Origin of the sequence: Streptomyces aurantiacus, from assembly GCF_027107535.1 — a bacterium.
Taxonomy (GTDB): domain Bacteria; phylum Actinomycetota; class Actinomycetes; order Streptomycetales; family Streptomycetaceae; genus Streptomyces.
Window position 1 is genome coordinate 4,248,184 of sequence record NZ_CP114283.1, and the last position, 21,538, is coordinate 4,269,721.

The 21,538-nt window shown below is 67.9% G+C and carries 15 protein-coding genes and 2 pseudogenes; 5 read left to right on the top strand and 12 right to left on the bottom strand.

Going from position 1 to position 21,538, the window contains the following annotated elements:
- Nucleotides 1-134 precede the first annotated feature (134 nt).
- The 5 genes and pseudogenes from O1Q96_RS20610 to O1Q96_RS20630 all read right to left on the bottom strand — a co-directional run bounded on the left by O1Q96_RS20610 (nt 135) and on the right by O1Q96_RS20630 (nt 4,260).
- A complete protein-coding gene (locus tag O1Q96_RS20610) occupies nt 135-1,115 on the bottom strand; it encodes a hypothetical protein (protein WP_269249615.1) in 981 nt (326 codons plus the stop codon).
- 151 nt (nt 1,116-1,266) lie between these two features.
- Nucleotides 1,267-2,154: a bile acid:sodium symporter family protein gene (locus O1Q96_RS20615; protein ID WP_269249616.1), complete on the bottom strand. Its 888-nt coding sequence runs from the start codon at nt 2,152-2,154 to the stop codon at nt 1,267-1,269.
- A 219-nt stretch (nt 2,155-2,373) separates the two neighbouring features.
- Nucleotides 2,374-2,709 (bottom strand): annotated as a pseudogene (locus tag O1Q96_RS20620) (response regulator); the annotation flags it as partial.
- A gap of 1 nt (nt 2,710) precedes the next feature.
- The gene (locus tag O1Q96_RS20625; protein WP_269249617.1) at nt 2,711-3,385 is read right to left on the bottom strand and encodes a 2-phosphosulfolactate phosphatase; all 675 of its coding nucleotides are present in this window, start codon (nt 3,383-3,385) and stop codon (nt 2,711-2,713) included.
- 392 nt (nt 3,386-3,777) lie between these two features.
- Nucleotides 3,778-4,260 (bottom strand): MarR family winged helix-turn-helix transcriptional regulator, encoded by a 483-nt coding sequence (locus tag O1Q96_RS20630; RefSeq protein ID WP_269249618.1) that lies wholly within the window; start codon nt 4,258-4,260, stop codon nt 3,778-3,780.
- 140 nt (nt 4,261-4,400) lie between these two features.
- Here O1Q96_RS20630 and O1Q96_RS20635 point away from each other — a divergent pair, with 140 nt between their 5' ends.
- Entirely contained in the window at nt 4,401-5,483 is a 1,083-nt protein-coding gene (locus tag O1Q96_RS20635; protein ID WP_269249619.1) for an epoxide hydrolase family protein, read from the top strand.
- 1,424 nt (nt 5,484-6,907) lie between these two features.
- Here the strand turns inward: O1Q96_RS20635 and O1Q96_RS20640 are convergent.
- Nucleotides 6,908-8,563: a purine-cytosine permease family protein gene (locus tag O1Q96_RS20640; protein ID WP_269249620.1), complete on the bottom strand. Its 1,656-nt coding sequence runs from the start codon at nt 8,561-8,563 to the stop codon at nt 6,908-6,910.
- A 117-nt stretch (nt 8,564-8,680) separates the two neighbouring features.
- Nucleotides 8,681-9,415: a GntR family transcriptional regulator gene (locus O1Q96_RS20645; protein ID WP_269249621.1), complete on the bottom strand. Its 735-nt coding sequence runs from the start codon at nt 9,413-9,415 to the stop codon at nt 8,681-8,683.
- 377 nt (nt 9,416-9,792) lie between these two features.
- On the opposite strand from O1Q96_RS20645, the gene O1Q96_RS20650 reads away from it, so the two are divergent.
- Nucleotides 9,793-10,362, top strand: coding sequence for a hypothetical protein (locus O1Q96_RS20650; protein WP_269249622.1), 570 nt, complete (start codon nt 9,793-9,795; stop codon nt 10,360-10,362).
- 868 nt (nt 10,363-11,230) lie between these two features.
- On the top strand, nt 11,231-12,085 hold the full coding sequence (locus tag O1Q96_RS20655; RefSeq protein WP_269249623.1) for an alpha/beta fold hydrolase: 855 nt from the start codon (nt 11,231-11,233) through the stop codon (nt 12,083-12,085).
- 198 nt (nt 12,086-12,283) lie between these two features.
- Here the strand turns inward: O1Q96_RS20655 and O1Q96_RS20660 are convergent, their stop codons facing one another.
- Both O1Q96_RS20660 and O1Q96_RS20665 read right to left on the bottom strand, forming a co-directional pair.
- A complete protein-coding gene (locus tag O1Q96_RS20660) occupies nt 12,284-12,946 on the bottom strand; it encodes a response regulator (protein WP_269249624.1) in 663 nt (220 codons plus the stop codon).
- 128 nt (nt 12,947-13,074) lie between these two features.
- Complete coding sequence (locus tag O1Q96_RS20665) at nt 13,075-14,769, bottom strand: sensor histidine kinase (RefSeq protein ID WP_331276053.1); 1,695 nt, start codon at nt 14,767-14,769, stop codon at nt 13,075-13,077.
- A gap of 376 nt (nt 14,770-15,145) precedes the next feature.
- On the opposite strand from O1Q96_RS20665, the gene O1Q96_RS20670 reads away from it, so the two are divergent.
- On the top strand, nt 15,146-15,745 hold the full coding sequence (locus O1Q96_RS20670; protein WP_269249625.1) for an LURP-one-related family protein: 600 nt from the start codon (nt 15,146-15,148) through the stop codon (nt 15,743-15,745).
- Between the two features lie 672 nt (nt 15,746-16,417).
- Nucleotides 16,418-17,288 (top strand): annotated as a pseudogene (locus O1Q96_RS20675) (alpha/beta fold hydrolase).
- A 280-nt stretch (nt 17,289-17,568) separates the two neighbouring features.
- Here O1Q96_RS20675 and O1Q96_RS20680 read toward each other — a convergent pair.
- From O1Q96_RS20680 to O1Q96_RS20690, 3 genes are all read right to left on the bottom strand, one after another.
- The gene (locus O1Q96_RS20680) at nt 17,569-18,762 is read right to left on the bottom strand and encodes a hypothetical protein (RefSeq protein ID WP_269253662.1); all 1,194 of its coding nucleotides are present in this window, start codon (nt 18,760-18,762) and stop codon (nt 17,569-17,571) included.
- A gap of 89 nt (nt 18,763-18,851) precedes the next feature.
- The gene (locus O1Q96_RS20685) at nt 18,852-20,069 is read right to left on the bottom strand and encodes a bifunctional glycosyltransferase family 2/GtrA family protein (protein WP_269253663.1); all 1,218 of its coding nucleotides are present in this window, start codon (nt 20,067-20,069) and stop codon (nt 18,852-18,854) included.
- A 640-nt stretch (nt 20,070-20,709) separates the two neighbouring features.
- Nucleotides 20,710-21,219, bottom strand: coding sequence for a SigE family RNA polymerase sigma factor (locus O1Q96_RS20690; protein WP_269249626.1), 510 nt, complete (start codon nt 21,217-21,219; stop codon nt 20,710-20,712).
- Nucleotides 21,220-21,538 lie beyond the last annotated feature (319 nt).

Genomic DNA, 21,538 nt, shown 5'->3' on the forward strand with positions numbered 1-21,538 from the left:
CTTTCAGGGGGCGGCCCTCTGGGCAGGCAGGTCGAAAGGCACAGCGGCCTCGGGCCTGGGCGACGACAAGGGGCGGGTGTCTCCGTCGGCTCTGGCTGGTCGGTGTGCCGGGCGGACGCACTGTGGGTGCGGCCTCACCGCAGCGTGCGCATGGACGTGCCGATGTACACGGCCAGGACGAGCAGGAAGCCGCCTCCGGCGAACGCCATCTCCGTTGTGGTCGGCTCCCGCCCCAGCAGCAGGGGCCGCCAGCCGAGGAACACCCCCACCGCGAGCCCGGCCCGGATGGTCTGCGCGAGCGGCGACCAGGCCAGCCGCTGGAGGCGGTCGGCGTGGGCCCCGATGGTGAAGCAGGGGGTCAGAACGGCACCCCCGATGACGGCAAGGACGACGAACGCCGCCAGCGCGGCGTCGCCGTTCTCGTCGTCCGGGAAGGCCGCCCACTGTCCCGCCGTGAGCGTGGGCAGGTGCTTTCGCTCGTCGATGTAACCGTCCGACCGCGCCCACAGAACGTCAACCGCAGTCCCTTCGACGGGCTTGTCGTACGTGAACGCGTCCGGCACGGCGAGCCGTCCGGGGCCACCGGGTACGGCGACGACGAGGCGACTGGTGTACCCCTCCAGGTCACCGTCGCTCAATTCCTTGCGCACCTGCCCCGGCTGGGCCACCACGGTCGCGGTGCTCACCTCGGCACCCGCATCCTGTAGCACGTCGATGCGTTCCTCTCCGTCGGGTGAGGTCATCATCGCGGCTGGGAAAACTCCCGCGCAGAAGGCCACGAGCAGCCATACAGCGGCGGTACGGAGCTTGACCCAGAGCACGGAGTCGTGGAATGCAAGCGCGCCGGGATCGCTCCAGGCATGTGGCGCCTTGGTGAGAGGAACTGTGACGCTGGTGTACCGCCTCCACCATGCCGCTACTGTCGGCACTCGCAGCGCCCACAACGCCACCACCCGCACCACAGCGCACCCCATGGCGATGGCACCCCACACCAGGGGCTCACGAACGGGCCGCGGCACAGGCCCGCTCCCGAGCAGCTGCCAGCAGGCGACGGCGGCTGCTCCCCACGCAGCGAGCCCGCTCAGACGCACCAGCCAGACCAGCATGTGCCGCATGCACGCCCCACCTTTCCTACGGCAGCCCGTCGTATCCCGTTCCCATGAGAAGCCCGAGAAGCCACGTCGACCGCAGTACGTAGGTGCCACGGAACGGGAAGACGCGTCGTGTTCGTGCCTCATGCACGTCGCTTCCGCGAGCCTCGGGGAGTCAGCCGACGGTCTGCTCCGCCGTGGAGGAGTTCCCCGAGCGGTTCCGGGTGATGGCGTAGCCGAAGGCCGTCGCCAGTACGTACATGAGAACGGAGTAGACAGCACTGGGAACTGCCACTTCGGTGTTGTCCAGGACGCTCAGTGCGATGGTGAGGGCCACGGTGGTGTTGTGGATCCCCACTTCCATGGCACTGGCGACGGCCTGCCCCTCATTCAGGCGAAGGGCCTTGGCACCGCCGTAGCCGATGCTGAGACTTGCCAGGCAGAAGATGCCGGTGACCAGCCCGACCTGGCGGACGTAGTCGGCAAGGTTCTCCCGTTCTCCCAGGAGTGCGGCGAGGGACACCGCAACCAGGACGGCGATGGAGAACACACGGACCGGGCGGTCCGCTCGGGCGGCGAAGTCCGCGGAACGGTTCCGGACGAGCATGCCGATCACGACCGGGATGAGCACGATGGCGATGACTTGCAAAACCTTGCCGAATTGCAGTCCAAGGTCGCCCTCGGCGTCGAAGTGGCTGATGGCCAGGTTGGTGATGAGCGGAATGGTGACGGCCGCCAGCACGGAATTGATCGCGGTGAGAGTGATGTTGAACGCCACGTCCCCGCGGAACAGGTGGCTGAAGAGGTTGGCGGTGGTGCCACCCGGGGACGCGGCCAGCAGCATCACGCCCACGGCGAGCAGCGGGTCCATGTCGAAGATCTCGACCAGGCCGAAAGCGAGGAGCGGGAGCACCACGATCTGCACGGTCAGAGCGAAGGCGACCGCTTTGGGCGAACGGGCGACGCGCTTGAAGTCGGCAGGGGTGAGCGACAGCCCGAGGCCGAACATGATGATGGCGAGAGCGATGGGCAAGCCAGTCGTGATCAGCGCTGAATCGCTCATGCCTGAGGCCTTCCTGGATGACGGGCGGCAAAGGCCGGCAAAGCCGCTGCATGGCCGCAGGTCGCCATAGTGAAGCAGCTGTTCAGCATCTAATACAAGGTTTGAGCTGGGCCGTGTGACAGGCGATCCGGGGCGCCGGCGGGGCGCCCGGTGCATGACGCCTCACGAGCCCATGTGCACGGTCGGCGGTGGCACGACGAAAGGCTTGAACCGGCCCGCTGTGAGCTGCTCCAGGGGATCGTGGCGGCGGCGCAGTAACTGGCGCACCACCTCGGGATCGGCCACCGTCCCGCCGCTCGCCACCTTGTGGAGTGCTTCCACGAAATCCTCGACCTGGCCGACCCGGTCCTTGAGCAGATAGCCGACGCCCGATCCGTCTCCGGAGTCAAGGAGTTCCGCTGCGTACGTCCGTTGCACGTACTGACTGAGGAGCAGGATCGGGAGTGTGGGGCGCTTCTCGCGCAGCCGCACCGCGGCATGCAGTCCCTCGTCCTGGAAGCCCGGCGGCATGCGTACGTCCGTCACCACGATGTCGGGACCGTGCTCCTCGACAGCGTCAGTTCCGGAGTGGCCGCAGCACTGCCATCCCTGCCTCGAGTCCGACCTTCATGGCGAAGTCGAAGCGGTCCACCTCCAAGCACAAGTCCACATCCGTGGGGTGAGCACCGCGGCGTCGTTCGAGGCGAAGGTCGTCTGCGGCCTGGGAGGCGCGGGCGCGGTGCAGATAAGGGCCGGGGTCGGGACGATCCCCGGCCAGAAGCCGGTCCAGGTACTGGGCGCAGGCCAGATCCTCGGCGGCCCGGCCGTCATCGCCGGTGGCCACGAACGTCACCGGGCCCGCGCCGGCATCCGCCAGGGCCCGGGCCGTCGCGTCGGCCACGACAAAACTGGCGCACAGTGCCACTTTCGCCTCGACGACAGCCAGAGCCCCGACCGTTCCCGCAGTGGTCTTCTGGATCACGGTGCGGTCGGCCAAGTCGGCCTCCCGGATCAGTCCAGGGGAGTTGACCAGGTCGAATCCACTGACCGGCGCCCCGTCCTTGAGCGCAAGCCATCCCGGGTGGGAGGCCTTGATCGCCAGTGCCTCGTCTGCGTCAGCGGCGAGAACGATCTTTTCTGCCCCGCGGTGGAAAGCCCACGCGGCGGTGGTGAACGCACGCATCACATCGATCACAACGGCCACCTGCTCGGAGCCGTCCACCTCGGGTATTCCGACTGTTCGCGAGTCCATGTCGGGATGGTCGCAGCCCGATGAAGCGGTCCACAAGGCACATTGACGATCTATCGGCGACTCGGGATCCGCTGAGTTCGGCCCCTCACGGGCAGGCGCTGGAACATCTCCCAGGTGCGCTGGATCGGACCTTCTGATGTTCTTCGCGCACTGCACAAGCGGCGGGGTTGGGCCGGTACGGTCGCGGAAAAGGCGGCGTCGTGTGGGGCGACGTGGGTAAGCAGGCGGGCGGTGTGAGCCTGCAGGGCGACCCTCTCGAACAGGAATGCAGGGGCCGCGGGCGCTGCCGGGTGGGTGCCAGGACTGGGTGTATCCGGGGCGTACCCACAGCCACTGGCCCGGAGTGATGGTGCGGGATGTTGGAGTCGCGGACCCCTCCTGCGCGGCCTCTTTCACATGCTCTGGCCGTGGTGATTCACAAGGGTGGTGAGGAGCCGGGCCAACTGCTCGCGTTCCGGTGTGGTCAGTGGCGCAAGCGTCCGGTCCTGCACCTGGCTAAGGATCTTGTCCAACGTCAGTAGTTGCCGATGTCCCTGCTCGGTGACGGTGATGACGTTCTGTCGGCGATCGGCAGGGTTCGGTGAGCGTTCCACCAGCCTGCGATCGGCTAGCTCGTTGATCACCGTGACCATGTCTCCGCGATAGATGCCCGTGCGGCGGCTGAGGTCGGCCTGGCTGGCGGGTCCGAACTCGTCCAGCGTGGCGAGCACCGCGTAATGCCATTTGCGGGCGTCCGCGCGCGCCAACTCCTCGTTGACCAGGCGATCCGAATGGATCGCGGCCAGCGACAGGAGGCGGGTCGTCAGATTCTGGAGCCGCGCCGCAGTGTCCTGCCGGCCGCTCGGACCCGTCATGTCGGGGGTGCTGTCGCTCATGCCGAGATCGTACGTTGCGTTAGTCCCACTAACAAACTACGCTCGCCAGCGACAGAAGCGTTAGTGTCACTAACGATCCGGTGCGTCAAGCGCTGACTGTCCGACGCTGAACGCCGAATGCAACCCCTGGAGTCGAGACCATGATCAAGCCGTTCCGCATCGACGTCCCCCAGACCCACCTCGACGACCTGACCGACCGGCTGGCCCGCACCCGTTGGCCCAACGAGGTCGCCGACGCGGGATGGGACTACGGCTTTCCGCTGGCGCGACTCAAGGAACTCGCCGAATACTGGCGAACCGGCTACGACTGGCGCGAGCACGAGGAGAAGCTCAACGAGCTTCCGCACTTCACCACCGAGATCGACGGGCAGAACATCCACTTCGTGCACGTCCGCTCTGCGAAGCCGGACGCGCTCGCGCTGATCCTCACCCACGGCTGGCCCGGTTCGTTCCTGGAGTTCCTCGACGTGATCGATCCGCTGTCACGTGACTTCCACCTGGTGATTCCGTCCATACCGGGATACGGCTTCTCCGGGCCTACCCACGAACGCGGCTGGGACATGGTCCGGGTCGCGGACGCCTGGGCTGAGCTGATGCGCCGTCTCGGCTACGAGCGCTACGGAGCGCAGGGTGGCGACTTCGGCTCGGGCATCTCCTTGGCGCTCGGCGCGGCGGCACCCGACCAGGTCGTCGGCGTCCACGTCAACTACCTGCCGACCCGGCCGGTTCCGGACGCCGGCATCGAACTGTCCGAGAAGGACGAAGCGCGACTCGACAAAGTCCGGCAGCTGATGGCCAATCGTCCGCCGTACCAGGCTCTTCAGGCCGCCACTCCGCAGACCATCGGCTACGCGCTGACCGATTCGCCGGTCGGTCAGCTGGCCTGGATCGCCGAGCGCTTCGCCCAGTGGACCGACCCTCGCTCACCGGTCAGCGACGAGCGGATGCTCACCGACATCTCGCTGTACTGGCTGACCGCCACCGCGGCTTCCTCGGCGCGGCTGCACCACGATGCTCCGCGGCGGATCGAGCCGTGCCCGGTACCGGTCGGCGTGGCGGTCTTCGCACACGACATCACGCAGTCGGTGCGACCGCTGGCCGAACGGCTCTACGACATCAGGCACTGGTCGGAGTTCGAGCGCGGCGGCCACTTCGCCGCGATGGAGGTGCCGGAACTGCTCGCCGACGACGTCCGGGACTTCTTCCTTGCCCACGCCAAGTAGGACCACCCGACCCGCCAGGAGGCACCGCCGGCCGCGAGCTCGCGAAGCGTCCGCTCAGCACTGTCTGCCGGGCCCTGTCCGCGGCACCAGCCACACCACACCGCGCACTGCGCTCCGTGCAAGCGGGCCCGAGCCCGAACTGGGTTGAGGCCCCCACGAAGCGCTCCCGCGCAGGGAAGCCAGTCCGCGCTACCTACGACAACGACTGTTCGCCTGCGACAGGCGAGGTCCATCGCCTGTGAGTACGTGAGCCGGCCCCACGGTACGGACCAGTCTTGGCTTGCCCCTCGAACCGGCGGACGACGTCTCACCGTCGTCCTGGCCGGCCCCTTTCGTCGCCTGCGGTGGGTCCCGAACGCGAGAGACGAGATCACTACCACCGGGATGCTGCCAGAGATCCCGCCCGCATATGCCACGCGTACAGACGAGGGAAATGATGCGGCCATGGCATGGCTGGAAAGGCGCTGTATGGGCCGGGGCGCGAGGCGGGCGACGTCAGCTGCGAGACGTGCCCGGCCGATCCCGTCGCAATCATGCCGTCGCTGCCAACTGTGGTCCTGTGACGGACTCCTGCCGTGCCGGGGTGGTGTCTGGTGTGTATGACACGCAGACGGAGAGAATGTACGGCGGATCGGCTGAGAGGGAATGGGGCGTAAACGGGCTGGGGCTGCAAGAGTTGACGGGGCGGCCGCCGCCCTCTGTTGGTGACGGGCGACGACCGCCGTGCACGAGTGCTCGCGTCGACGGTGACGCAAGCACCCGCGCGGGGTCGTCCTTGCGGCCTGGGGCGTGCGGGAGTTCGCCCCACTCGAAACCGGCCGCGAGGACACAGCCGGAGCCCGCGGACCGTTCGCTGCGGGAGGCGGGCTCCGGCCGACTGATAACCCCGGTGCCGGTGAGGCAGCGAGGACAGCCGGCCCGCCGCTCTTCCGGACGGGTAACCAGTATTTCAGTTCAGGAATTCTAATGCGTACTAGCCGCAGCGTCATAGGCTACGTTCCAGCCCGGCCAAGGTGGAATATGCGTGCCGGTGACTGCTGTGACCGCGGTTTCGTAGACCGGTTCCGGCTGTCTGAGGCGGGGCGTGCGGCGTCGCCCGCGCGCTGCGGGTTCTCGGCCGGTGTCAGCCGCTCGCGTCGTCGGCGTGTGACGCCCTCGCGAACTGGAGAATCGCGATGTTCGGGATCTGTTCTCGGGGACGCCGGCCGGTGATCCGCAACCCCGTCTGCCCACCGTCGCCGGGCCTTCGACGCATTGCTCGACAGCACCCCGCCCGCCTGAACACCGGGTTCGACCACCTCCCGCTGCCGGATATACCCCGACCGGCTCAGAAGCCAGATGCCGTCGGCGAGGTGCTTCGGCCGAGAGGAATGGGCGGGCGGCGAGAGAACGTCAAGATGTCCGTCGCCGCCCGGTCGGCGGGATCAGGCCGCCGACGGTTGTGCAGGCAGCACGTGGTCGCCGACCTTGTCCGTGCTCAGGCAGAGAGAGCAGACGTGTGCGTCGTGGGTCTGGCAGGCGGCCAGGTCGGGGCGCTCGTACGCCTGGTGGCAGACGTGGCAGCCGTACGTCGTGGCGCTGGGGTTGCCGTCCGTGTCGAGCAGGGGCTCGTCGATGCCGTCGTCGGTGCGGCGCAGGTAGTACTTGCCCTTGGTGACGATGGCCATGAGCGGGGTGAGCGCGAAGGCGATGACGGCCGCGGCGACGGGGGAGTACGGCTGGAGGGTGTCGCCGAGGGCGTGGAAGTACATGGCGATGGACAGGCCCGAGGCGGCGACGAAGGCCACGACGCCCACCGGGTTGACCGCGTAGAGCATGCCGCGGCGGAACTCGGGCTGGAGCGGGGACAGCTTCAGCAGGTACTTGTTGATGCCGATGTCGGTGGCGACGGTGACGATCCAGGCGATCGCGCAGTTCGAGTAGAAGCCGAGAATGCTGTTGAGGAAGCTGAACATGTCGGCTTCCATCAGAGCGAGTGCGAAGCCCAGGTTGACCAGGACGAAGACCATGCGGCCGGGGTAGTGCCGGGTGACGCGGGTGAAGGAGTTGGTCCATGCGAGGGAGCCGGAGTACGCGTTGGTCACGTTGATCTTGATCTGGCTGATCACGACGAGTGCGACGGCCAGCGGGAGGACGAGCCAGGACGGCATCATCGCGTCGAAGGCGCTGCGGAACTGCTGGATCGGCTCCGGCGCGGCCTCCGGGCCGACCTTGGCAAGGATGTACACGGCGAGGAAGACACCGATGGCCTGCTTGAGGGCACCGAGCACCACCCATCCGGGGCCGGCCATGATGACCGCGGTCCACCAACTGCGCTTGTTCGCTTCGGTCTTGGGAGGCATGAAGCGCAGGTAGTCGATCTGCTCACCGATCTGCGCGATGAGCGAGAGACAGACACCGGCGCCGAGTAGCACGGATGCGGTGTTGATGCCGCCCTCGCCGTCGGTGCCCGCGTAGGAGAGGAAGCGGTCGACGGTGCCCGGGTCGGTCGATATCAGGTAGACCAGCGGGGCGACCATCAGCACGAGCCAGACCGGAGTGGTCCACACCTGGAGCTTGCTGAGTGCCTTCATGCCGTAGATGACCAGCGGGATGACCATCAGGGTGGAGACGGCGTAGCCGAGCCAGAGTGGCAGGCCGAGGCCGAGTTTGAGGCCCTGGGCCATGATCGAGCCCTCCAGGGCGAAGAAGATGAAGGTGAAGCTGGCGAAGATGACGCTGGTGAGTACCGAGCCGTAGTAGCCGAAGCCGGAGCCGCGGGTGATCAGATCGAGGTCGATGTTGTAGCGGGCGCCGTAGTAGGCGAGCGGGAAACCGGTGATGAAGATGACCACCGCGGCGACGGCGATCGCCACGAGCGCGTTGCCGGTGCCGTGCGCCAGGCCGATGCCGGCGCCGATGGAGAAGTCGGCCATGTAGGCGATGCCGCCGAGTGCGGTCGTCGCCACGACCATGGGGGTCCAGCGGCGGTAACTGCGGGGCGCGAAGCGGAGGGTGTAGTCCTCCAGTGTCTCCTTCGTCGCCTGACTCGTCGGGGAGTTCGCTTCTGGGGATGTCAGACGTGACTCGGTGGCGCTCATGGTCAGCCCTTCGGGGTGGGGGGTGCTGCGTGCGGGTGTGGGAATGGTGAGCGGTTGGGCACTCCCGGTCGGCGCCTGGCCAAGCAGTCGAAGGGCCGGGTGGGGAACGACGGGGTCTCAGAGGAGTTCGGCATGCAGGGCCATCTGGGTCATGGCGCGGCGGGCGTGTTCCATGACTACGGCCATCGAGTCGCCGACGTGGGCGTGCAGGGCTCGGTAGGCGTCGTCGAGGCGGCCGTCGCGGACCAGTTCCATGATCTGGATGTGCTCGGTGATGGTCGTCTCGACCCGGTCCTGGGTGAGGAAGTCGTACATCCGCACGCGGCGTATGCGCTCACTGACCGTCACGAGAGACCCGGTGAGGGCAGGGTTGCCGGAAGCACGGGAGAGCTCGGCGTGGAACCTCTCGTCCTGGACGACGAAACGCGGGTCCGGTGTCGGCGGGTGCTCACGCATCGCGTACCAGCGGTCCAGCTCTGCGTCGAGGATCTCCGGATCGTGCCGTAGGGCGGAGTCCTCGATCGCGCGGGCTATCCCACGCAGCTCCAGGGTGATCCGCAGCTCGTAGAAGTGGCTCAGTTGGGTCAGGTTGGGGATCGTGACGAAGTAGCCGTCGGCGCCCCGCTCGATGAGACTGTCGGAGGCCAGACGCGCCAACGCCTCGCGCACCGGGGTTCGCGACACCCCGAACTGACCGGCCAGCCGCATTTCGGCCAGCCGCTCGCGCGGGCCGAATTTGCCGTCGAGTACGGATGCGCGCAGCTTGGCGTAGACCGCATCGCGCAGGGAGGGCGCAGGTGGCGACTCCCGTGCGGCGGTTGTGTCCGGCTGCGTATACAGCTCCGAATCCATGACCGGACACGCTAGAAACCGCTTGTTTCCTGGAAGTCTCTCGCGTGGTGAACGGCCCGTTTCCTGGATCTCACCGGGCGGCCAGCAGATTCTCGTTGTCGGCGTTGCGCATCGGAGAGTCCTGCTTCACCAGTTGTGGGAGTAGGCTGCTCGATTCTTGGGCCCTCTCCGCAACTGGCGTGCAGATCTACGTCGGGCAGACGCAAAAGGGCGTCGAGGCGCGGCCGTTCCTTCCGCAGGTTCAATGGAACTGGTCAGGATGCGCGTCACGAACTCCCTTTTATGGAAAGGCATTGCACAGCCTGCCCGATGAAATCGCGAGGTGAGTTGGTGAACATTGTTGAAACTGTCATCTACGGACAGGTTACGGTCGGAGCGTGCGAGCCATATTGTGCCCATTAAGGCTGCGCGCCCTGTACTTTGAGGCGGACGTTGATCCGGAACTTCATCAGGGGGAGTCGGCCGTGAGTAGGATCGCGAAGATCAGGGCCATTGGGATACCAGCCATCGTCATAGCCGCGCTGGGAGCCGCCTATACGGGAGCCACAGCAAATGCTTCCCAGTCGGCCGCCGCTGCGTCTGCGGCTCCGGGCGACGTCTACAAGGCCTCGGCAGTGCAGTCCATCGGCAGAACGGACACGCAGGTCGTCGCTCTGTCGCTTCCTGCCGGGACGTACACCTTGACCGGATCCGCATTCTTGCTTTACGCGGACAAGGGGAACTGCAGGGTGACTGGTGGCCCCAACATGGCAACGCCTCGCGGCAGCGGCTACAACGAGGCTTCGCTCAGTGCGACGGGGACCGTCACTTTGTCGAGCGAGGGCAAGGTCCAGTTGGTATGCAGCAGCGAAAAGGTCCTTCCTCCGCCCCAGGATCCTGCTGTCAACGGCACGCTTGTCGCTACCAGGGTCGGAATTCTCTATGACCAGGGAAGGGGCGCGCTGTAGTTCCTGGCTGGGTCGACCGGGGCGTGCTGAGCGGTCGAGGGCGCCTCGGCACCTCGCTTTCGGCGCCTTCCTGAAGGCGACAAAGGGGTGCCTCGCTCTTCCAGGGCGCCTTACAGGGCGTGCCTCGCCGGCCGCCGCTGCGGATGGCAGTCACTGACCTCACGGGCGCGAACCGGATGTACGAGTTGGCTCGCTGGTGGGAAACGTTGCACCACATCATCAGGAGCACGAACTGGGCTATACAGGGCGGTCAGTTGAGCGCCCGCAGCACCAGCCGTACAACTGCCATGACTCCTCGCCAGATCCAGTTGAGCAGCCCTCCCGCCACAGCAATATCAGCGACGTCGGCCGCAGCGTCCGTCCGGTTCGACCTGGAACGGCACCGGGAGCAGGAAAGGGGCCAACGGCGCTTGCGCGCACGGCACTTCTTGCATATCGCCATGGCCTTATTCTCTCCTGCTGCTCCACTCCTTCCGTGCCACCCTCCTGGATGCGGTCTACATTGCGATCCTCGTCCTGGCTCGCCGACATCCATGCCCGGGAGCGTGATCGGCCAGTACGAGAAGGTGCCTCGGGGCCCCTCACCCTGCGTCGGTCACGGAGCGCGGGCGGCGCCGGTGCGTGTCGGCACCCGGTGCGGTCGGCGAACCGGTGTCTGGTCGGCGAACCGGTGTCTGGTCGGCCAGGGTGACTCTCTCGTCGCCTCCTTGCGGGCCCGTTCAAGCCGTTCGGGCCCGTCCTGTTCTGGCTCTGCGATGAGGAGCAAGTCCGACTCCGCCGCGGGCAGGTGCGGCTGTCCCGGTCGTGGGTGTGCAGGTTCCGGGTTCCTTGATCTTGTGATGAAGATCGTTCTGTTGGAGGCTGAGGCATGCAGAATCTTCCGACATTCGTCCTCGTCCATGGGGCCTTCGCCAATTCGTTCTCGTTCGCGCCGCTGCAGGCCGAGCTCGCCCTGCTGGGCCACCGCTCGGTCGCGGTCGATCTTCCGGGACACGGATTCGAGGCGACCTTCCCCGCGACCTACCAGGCTCCCCAGGACCTCGACGCCCTCGCTGCAGAACCGGGGAGCATCAAGGGAGTCACGCTCGCAGACAACGTCGTCCGCGTGATCGAAGTCCTTGAACGGGCCAAGCGGAACGGGCCCACGATCCTTGTCGCTCACAGCAGGGGCGGCATCACGACCACCGCCGTTGCCAACGCCCGGCCCGAGCTGATCGACCGGATCGCCTACGTCTCCGCTTGGTGCCCCGTCGATCTGGACGTGGCCGACTACTACGCCCAGCCGGAAATGGCGGACGTCGACGCGGGAGCCTTTGCCGCCACGCTCGTCGGGAACCCGGCCGAACTCGGTCTGCTCCGGACCAACTTCCGCACCGCCGACCCTGCGTCGCTCGCCGCCTTCAAGCGAGCGTTCGCCGCCGACCTCACCGATGACGAGTTCCGGACCTTCCTGAACACCTTCCAGCCCGACGAGAACCTGGATGTCGGTACGTCTGCCGACCGGGCACAGGCCACGACCTGGGGCCGAATTCCCAAGACCTATGTGCGCCTGGCCGCCGATGCCAGCATGCCGCCCGCCGCGCAGGACCGCATGATTCGCGAAGCCAACGCGCTCACACCTGACAACCCCTTCGACGTCCAGACACTTGAGGGGAGCCACCTGCGCTGGCTCGTCCACCCGAAGCCCGCCGCCGAGCTGCTCGCAAGCCTCGCAGCACGCTGACACTCCAGCGACTGCCTACGGCCGAGTGGGATCGCAGGCAGTCGCTCGTCCACTCAACCGTAGGTACCGCAGGTCAGAGTCCCACCACGCCCGCAGTTGTGCGCGACGGGACACGTCCGCAGGGTGGGCGCCGCGACCAGTGGCCGCGGCGGTCCGTCGGAGCATCGGGAGAGACCTGCCGAATTCGAGCAGGGCCGGTCACACCCCGTCCGGGTTCAGGCCGGCGTCGTGAGCGAGCAGGGCTGCCTGGACCCGGTTGTCGCACCCGAGCTTGGTGAGGATCCGGCTCACGTACGTCTTCACCGTGGCCTCGCTCATGTGCAGCCGTCGGCCCGCGTCCGCGTTGGACAGGCCTTCTCCGAGCAGGGCGAGCACATCGCGCTCCCGTGCGGTGAGCCCTTCGAGGCGGTGCCTGGCCTCCTCCGCGCGGGCGGTGGCACCGGGGGAGGCGAGGGCGTCCACGACGTGCCGGGTGGCGGCCGGCGAGAGATAGGCGTTGCCCGCTGCCGCCGCCCGCACCGCGTTGATCAGCTCGTCGGGTGCGGAGTCCTTGAGGAGGAAGCCCGCGCCGCCGTGGCCGAGCGCGCGCAGCACGTTGTCGCGCTCACCGAACGTGGTGAGGATGAGTCCTCGTACGTCGGGTGCGGTCCGGCGCAGTTCGGCCAGGGCTGTCAGGCCGTCCATCACCGGCATCTGTATGTCCAGCAGGGCCACGTCGACGGCGGTGCTTCGGGCGGTGTCCACCGCCTCGCGGCCGTCACTCGCCTCGGCGACCACGTCGATGTCGTCGGCCGAGGTGAGGATCATCCTGATGCCGGCCCGGATGAGCGGCTCGTCGTCGGCGACGAGGACCCGGATCACGCGGCCTCCTGGGCGGTATCGGTCGGGGTGGGGATGGTTGGGCCCGGCCATCATGCCCTGATCCGGTGGGATGCGTCGCGCGGATGGTGGGAGGAGGCGTGAGCCGGGTCATGTCCCGGTCCTGTGGGTCAGCTCTTGTCCTGGAAGGTCTGTTTCGCGACCAGCTTTCCGCCGCGGAAGCAGAAGCGGAAGACGGTGGTGACGTCATCGGGGTCATCGGACCCGAAGTGACGGCAGGTCGCGCCCTCCGGGGGCCGCGGGCCCATGTTCTTGTAGTCCTCGGTCAGCACCGAGTCGTCGTCGGGCAGTTTGTCCTGCACGTCGGCCTCGGGAGACCCGGGCTCGGCCGATTCGTAGACGCTCGGCGGGATCATGGCCTTGTCCATCTCGTCCATCAGCGCGCTCACCCCCCAGACGGCCAGAGTTATCAGGCTCACGACGAGGACGACGGCGGTGATGCCGCAGCCGATGGCCATGTTCTTCCTGCTGCTCATGGTGGCGGCGAACTCCCCTTGTGGATCAGCGCGGTTGATGACCGCTCCACTGTGATCCGCCGTACCGGCCCCGGGCTGCCCTCCAAAGTCGTCGTCCTGGTATACGGAGGTCGCGCCGTCCGGGTGGGGCCGTGACTCGCCGACACCGCTGCCGTAGGGCAGCATGCCCGCGATGCGGAAGCCGCCGTCCGGGGTGGGCCCGGTGTGCACCATGCCGCCGACGAGCCGGGCTCGCTCCTGCAGTCCTCTCAGTCCCTGGCCGCCGCTCACCGCTGCCGGGACGTCCGGTGTCCGGGCGGGCGCGGGCCCGTTGGCGACCTCGACGACCAGGCTGTCCAGTTCGTAGCGCAGGGAAAGGGTGATCGGGGCGCCCGGGGCGTGCTTGTGGGCGTTGGTCAGGCCCTCCTGGGCGATGCGGTACGCCGCGTGGTCGGCGGCGGGCGCCAGCGGCCGCACGGTGCCGGACCGGTGCAGGTCCACGGTCGCGCCTGCGGTCCGGGACGACGCGATGAGGCCGTCGAGGGAGGCGACCGACCGGGAGTGCGGACGTCCGCCGCCGGAGCCGGCTTCCGCGCCCGGCGGGTGCCCGGCCATTGTTCCGACGCGCTCGGTGCGGTTGTCCGGCCGGTCTCTGTCGACCCGGTCCTCGTGGAGGATGCCAACGGCCTCGCGAAGTTCCGCCATCGCGTTCACCGAGGCGTCCCGCAGGATGCGCACCCCCTCACGCTGGCGGTCGGTCAGGTCCGGATCGACCTGCAGGGCGCCCGTATGTACGGAGATCAGGGCGAGTTGGTGACCAAGGCTGTCGTGCATGTCCTGGGCTATGCGGCCGCGCTCCAGCAGGCGCGCCTGCTGCGCCACCATGGTCTGCTCGCGCACGAGCTGGATGTTGTTCCGCTGCAGGGCGTCCAGCAGCGCTCGGCGCTGCGCCCGGTACCGGGCGGCCAGCCCTGGCACGATCGCCAGTGCGAGGAACACGCCTGCACCCAGCGCACCGGCGGCGGCCAGCGACATAGTGGGGTCCGCGTCGAGCTCGTTCCGGGCCAATACAGCGGTATGCAGCACGAGCGCGACGGCGTACGTGGCGACCACGCGTCGGGGCCGCATGATGCGGCTGCCCGCCGACCAACTCGCGTAGACCAGTAGCGGCACCGTGGCGGCCGACGCCCCGGCAGCGGCCGCCGAGAGGACCAGGACGGTCGCCGGCCGCGCGCGCCGGAGCAGCGACAGCAGGGCAACGCCCGTGACAACAGCGGCGGTTCGCACGCCGAACCCGCTCCCCACGGCATCGAACAGACCCGCCAGTCCGGCAAGGACAACGGCGAGCACGGTCTCTCCGGCGATCCGACTGCGACTCCAGGGAATCGCGGCGTCAGGCCGGAGCCGGAGTCGGAGCGTCCGGGCGACGCGGGCGGTGTTTGATTCGTCCACTCTCACGGGCCGACGATAGACAGCCTCCGGGAGCGCCCGCATCATCCCTGCGTCGTGCCGGCGGACGACGAAAGTGAACAACCCCGTCCAGGACAGGCGTGGTTGAGGGCTCCCGCGTTGTTGTCGTTGGTAGCTGCGGGCCGCGACTTTCGGGGACTGAACCGGGGCGCCTGTCGTGGCGACGATGGTGCAGAGCACGAACAGCAGCGAGAGCAGTGCACTCCTGGACCGAGTACGCCGGGCAGTGCCAGAGAAGGAAAGCGGGAGACGTCACGTGGACAACGCACACCTCCAGGGGCACGAGCGGTTCAACATCCGGCAGAAGACGGCCCTGATGGTGAACCGGTATGTGGTGACCGCGGCCCGTCCCGACGGCTCCGAGGGCGAGGTCGTCGCCTTCGCCGAGCAGAAGCGGATGACGCTCAAGGAGCAGGTGGCCATCTACACCGACGAGTCCATGGACCACGTCCTGTGCACCTTCGAGGCCCGCCAGATCGTCGATCTCAACGCCGTCTACGACGTACGGGACGCGCTGGGCAACACCATCGGATCGTTCCAGAAAAGGCCGGTGGCCTCCTTGCTGCGCTCCACGTGGAGCATGGACCAGCCGGGCACGACGGAGCTCACCGGGCGCGAGCGCAGTTGGGTGGTGGCCGTGGTGCGCCGGGTCTGGGAACTGCTTCCGTTCACCGACTTCGTGCCGTTCATCTGGCCGTACCACTTCGATTTCGGCGTGGGTGACAAGCGGTTGATGGCATTCGACAAGAAGTTCGGACTGCGTGACCGGTACGTCCTCGACATCGCGGCCCCCGACCTCGACCGCCGCCTCGCCATCGCACAGGCCGTGGCCCTGGACGCCCTGCAGTCACGCTGACGGCCAAGCGCTCCTTGTAATGAGGCCACCATCGAGGTGCTGCACGACGGCACAACGGGCAGGCGCGGCTCATGCTCCGCAACCCTGCCTTTGCGCCGATCCGAGGTGACCAGAAGTCCTCGCAGGTGTGGTCGAGGAGGAGACCGGCTGGCGCCTGAGGCACGTGCGGCAGTTCGTCTGCACCGTGACGACCGGGTACGAAACGCTCGCACGTCGGTCAGACAGGTGTTGGCCGTTGCCACCGGCAAGAGAAGCGTCGGTCGGCGTGACGAAGTACGGGGAGTTGCGCCACTCGTCGGCAGGCGGCAGCGAGGACTCTTCGGTGACCGGATGGTTCGGGCGCCCGGCAGCCTTCCGAGCCCGACCTCCTGATCTCGTCGTCCGTCAAAGCGGACGGAGCCCAGACAGCGCGTCTACGCAGCAAGCAGTCGTCGCCTGCCACCCCGAGGTGCCCACAGGGCGCGGTGCACAGGGCTGTCGGCGTGCGCGCGACAGTACCGAGTCGGGTATGGATGGAGGTGACCCCAGGTTCCCCGGCCGCAGCGGCGATGGAGTTTGCGTTTGACCGTCCACCATGAGGTGGGGCGCACTCCAGGGCGAGGGGAAAACATCATGGTGAGACGACGCCCGCCGCGCCGATTAGTTTTCGGGCCGGCGCCGGTCTGTAAGGGTATGGAGACTCACACACTCGAGACAGCCGACGCGGACCTCGTCTATGACGTTCGAGGGCCGCTGCCGACCACAGATGGACGTCCGCCGTTGTTCATGATCGGGCAGCCGATGGACGCCAGTGGTTTTGCCGCGCTCGCGGCGCGCTTCCCCGAACGAACCGTTGCCACCTACGACCCGCGCGGGCTCGGTCGCAGCACTCGTAAGGACGGTCGGGTCGACCATACGCCGCACGTCCAGGCTGACGACGTGCACGCCGTCATCGAGGCTCTCGGGGTCGGGCCGGTGGAGATGTTCGCAAGCAGTGGTGGAGCGATCACCGCGCTCGCGGTCGTGGCGAAATATCCCGAGGACGTGACCACATTGGTTGCGCACGAGCCACCGCTCATCACACTCACGCCGGACGGCCCGGCGGCCGTGCGGGCGCGAGCCGGTGTCCGGGAGGCGTACGAAAGGCGAGGGTGGGGGGCAGGAATGGCCGCCTTCGTGGCCATGACCTCGTGGGAGGGAGAGTTCACCGACGCGTACTTCGCACAGCCAGAGGCTGATCCCGCCGCTTTCGGGATGCCCACGCAGGACGACGGCTCGCGTGACGATCCGCTGCTGTCCGACCGGTCATGGGCCGTCAGCAGCTATCGGCCCGATGCCGAAGCGATCACCGCCGCGCCGACCCGCGTCGTGATCGCTGTGGGTGAGGAGTCCGAAGGCGTGCTGACTGAGCGCACCTCCGTTGCGGCTGCTGACCTTCTCGGGCAGCAGGTGAGCGTGTTCCCGAGCCATCACGGCGGTTTCTGCGACGGAGAGTTCGGATATCCGGGGAAGCCGGACGAGTTCGCGCATCGGCCTGCGGGAGGTTCTCGACGGGGCCTCGTAGGTCAGGCGCAGGACGGGTAGCTCCGAGGACTTGAGTAAGGACGTCGCGAGGCTGTCCGCATGAGGTGTGGCGTCGTCGTTGAGCCCCTGCTCATTCTCAGCCCGCACGCGACCGAGTTCTTCCGCCACTGGGTCGAAGTCGCCAACGACACCGTCGCCATGCTGCGCGCCGAGGGAGCCCGTTCGCAGGCGTGTTGCTGCGGAAGGAGCCTTTCGTGCACGCCGAGGTAGCAGAGCAGAGCAGCCCCGCCCGGGTCTCGGGGTTTACGGGCCCCGGACCGTTAGGGGACCCCCAGTTCGAACAGGACGTATCCCGCGTACGAGCCTGACGCGACCGCCATGATGCCGAGCAGGCAGCACAGCAGGGGCAAGGGGACGTTGCGGAGTCGGATGGCGAGGGAGACGAAGAGGGGGAAGGCGGGGAGCAAGTACCGGGAGACGTTGCCGAAGATCTGCTGGCTTCCCATCACCATGGCGAAGGTGAGGACGGTGTAGACGGTCAGGACGAGCGGTGGGCGCTGGCGGATCAGGAGGGGGATCAGGAGCAGCGCCAGCAGCGTCACCATGGCGCCGATGACGTCTGCGAAGGGGTAGGCGAAGAGGTAGTCGAAGTGGCCCACCGCCATGGAGGTGAAGACGTTCACCGTGTGTTTGCCGTAGTCGAACGAGTGGGCCCAGGCACGGTCCTGAAGCTCGAAGTAGCCGCCCAGGTCGCCCATTGCGTTGCCGACCCAGAGCAGGTAGCCAAGGAGCCCGAGTGGCGCGATCAGCACCGCGGTCCAGGGGCGGGCGATGTCGTCGTGGCGGCGATGCAGTGCCAGGAGCGCGGCGACGGTGAGGGCGGCGATGAGCGCGACGGCGGTGGGCCGGCTCAGTCCTACGGTGAACGTGAGGACGCCCGCGGTGAGCCAGCGGTCGTTCATGACGGAGTGGCAGGTCCAGACGGCGAGGGCGACGTAGAGGGACTCCGAGTAGCCCGCCCACTCCACGCCGGAGCCCGGCCAGACGGCCCACAGTCCGGCCGCGGCGAGTCCGGCGCGTCTGCCGCCGAGCTGGGCGGTGACGGCGTGGATGCCAAGGGCGGCGACGAACGAGGCGACGACGGAGACCAGCATGCCGGAGCCGTACAGGCCGAGCCCAGTGCACTCGGAGACCAGTCGCATGGTCGCCGGGTAGAGCGGGAAGAACGCTGCTGAGTTGCCTTCGAGGGTGATCAGTCCCGTGGCGCCGGGGACGGGGACCAGCGCGGGGTCGTAGCCGTGTGCGGCGACCTGCTGGTACCACCATCCGTCCCAGCTGGCCAGCACGTCCCAGGCGTGGGTGCCGCCACCGAAACGCGGGTCCTTCTTGCGGAAGTCCCCGGCGGAGTCCAGCAGGTACATGAAGACGATGAAGCCGATGAGCTTCAGTACGCCGTACAGCGCAAGCACCGGCAGGTAGTGCCTGGCCGCGCGGCGCAGCCGGATGCGAAACACCCTGCCTGTCTCTGTACCGGTGCCCGTGTGCGGGGTGGGGAGATGAGGGGCGTCCGTATCGGCGAGGGACGTCAGCGTTGTCGTGTCGTTCACGCGGCGGTGTGCTCCGTCCCACGGAGTCGGGCGGGGAACACCCAGGCCCGCAGGAGCAGAAAGCGCAGCAGAGTGGCCGCCAGATTGGCGGCGACGAGCACCGCGATCTCCGCCAAGCGGGCGGCGCCGGGCGCCACGTGGTGCAGCGCGGCGAGCGAGCCGCTGGTGAGAGCGAGGCCCATCCCGAAGACCAGCAGCCCCTTGGCCTGGTGGCGCAGCGCGCCACCGCGACCGCGCAGCCCGAAGGTGAGCCGTCGGTTCGCGGCCGTGTTGGCGATCGCGCAGGCCAGCAGCGCCAGCGCGTTGGCAGCCTGCGGGCCCACTGTCGGACGCAGAGCCGCGTAGAGAAGGACGTAGCCGATGGTGCTGACCGCGCCCACGGCGCCGAAGCGCAGCAACTGACCGGCCAGTCCACCCGTCGGTTCGCCGTCGCCCTGTCGCAGAGCGGTCGTCGGGAGCATGCCGCGGGCCAGGGCCCGGCCGATCCTGGCGATGCCGCGCAGATCCGCCAGTGCCGTGGCGAAGATGTCGACCCGGCTGTCGGGGTCGTCCACCCAGTCGACCGGTATCTCGTGGATGCGCAGCCCCGCCCGCTCGGCGATCACCAGCAGTTCCGTGTCGAAGAACCATTCGGAGTCCTTCACCAGGGGCAGCAGCCGCTCGGCCACGTCACGCCGGACCGCTTTGAACCCGCACTGCGCGTCGGAGAACTGCACCGCGAGCGTGGAGCGCAACAGGGCGTTGTAGCAGCGCGATATGACCTCCCGCTTGGGGCCGCGCACCACCCGGGAGCCGGGGGCCAGACGGGTGCCGATGGCGATGTCGGAATGCCCCGAGATCAGTGGGGCGACCAGCGGCAGCAGCGCGGTGAGGTCTGTCGACAGATCCACGTCCAGATACGCGAGGACCGGCGCCCGCGACCGGGACCAGGCGGCGTGCAGCGCCCGGCCCCGGCCCTTCTCCGCCAGGCGCAGCCACTGCGTCTCGGGGAGTTCGGCAGCGAGCCGGGCCGCGATCAGCGGGGTTGCGTCGGTGCTGGCGTTGTCCGCGACGGTGACGCGGAAGGGGTACGGGAAGGTCTCGCGCAGGTGCGCGTGAAGTCTTCGTACGCTCGCCTCCAGATCCTGCTGCTCGTTGTACACCGGCACGACCACATTCAGAACGGGCTCACGGTGGTGTGCCGACAGCGGCGTGCGCAGCGGCAGTTGATCCATCAGGTTTGTCACGTTTCGATCCATTGGGGTGTTCGTCGCAGGCATGCCGGGGCCGCCCACGGCAGTGCTGCGAGCCGGGATTGCCGGCAGTGGGTTGTGGTCGGTGCGGCCCCGGCTATCCGGAGTCCGCGGACGTAGACGGCTCCCACGTCGTGGGCGGTGTTGTCGGCGGACTTGTCACCGTCGTCGGCCCGCTTGGTGCTCCGGTGGTGGAGGGCGGCGGATTCGTGGTTCGGGGCGCGGTCGGATCCGAGGACCCTGTGGTCGAACTCCCGGTGGTGGCCGGCGCCGTGGCAGGAGCGGAGGTTCCCTCGGCGGTCGGGGTGGAGTTGGCTGTGGAGGTCGCGTCCGATGTCGGCTCAGCGCCTGTATCCGAAGGTGCCGGGCTCACCACAGGCCGCGGAGCGGGAGCCTGCGGCCTGACCTCGTCGGACGTATGGGGCAGGAGAAAGAAGCCAAGGCCCACTCCGGCGACGGCCACTACCGAGCCGACGGCCTTCTGTGCTGCGCGGACACGGCGCCGGGCTCGAACGGCGGACCGCAGTCGCGCCTTGTGTCGCGACTCGAAGGGAGTGTGTTCCTGGGCGTCGCGCATCATCCGCGCCAACTCCCGCTCGAAGTGGTCCATATGGTCTCCTCCTCACCCCACCGGCTCGATGACGTCGGTCAGAATCCGACGCAGACGCGCCACACCACGCGACGCATGGGTCCGTACGGTGCCCACCGGGCACCCCAGCACCTCCGCGACCTGCCTCTCAGGCAGATCCTGGTAATAGCGCAGCACGACGGCTGCTCGTTGCCGCGGCGGCAACTGCGCCAACGCGGCCTCCAGACGCGAACGTTCGGCCACCGCAGAGGACATGTCACCGGCCGCAGCCAGGTCGGGCAGCTGTTCGACCGGCCGCTCGCCCCACCAGCGCCGCCGCGCCGAACGCGCCGCCGCTCGTGCCAGGACCTGGCGTACGTACGCTTCCGGGGCCTCCTCCGCAATCTTGGGCCAGACGAACCAGAGTTTGACCAGAGCCTCCTGGAGCAGATCCTCGGCCCGATGCCGGTCGCCGCCCACGAGCAGATGAGCGAGGTGAAGCAAGCCGGGCCAGCGGGCTGCCACAAACCCGTCGAACCCCTCGGCTCGACTCTGCTCCTCCATCCCACCCTCCCCGTTCTCGTCAGCCCGCTACTTGGGGAAAGACTGTGGACACCGCGCCACGATTCACTTCAACCTCGTGATCCGGGTCACATCGCGTTTCAGCTGAGGGATGATCGCTCTCGGTACGATCTCCGCCACCGCTCTGAGTGCCGTGTGGGCCACGGCCTGCTCCCGCCTCCAGGGGGTGCATCATGCGGAGTCCGACTCCTCACCGGTGACTGCGACAGAGGACGACCAAGCCGGACTCGCCGCCACAGGTACGGCGCGCGCCGGGTCTCGGGAGGCGACCTCCGTCCCGGCACCGCACTGGTCCGTAATG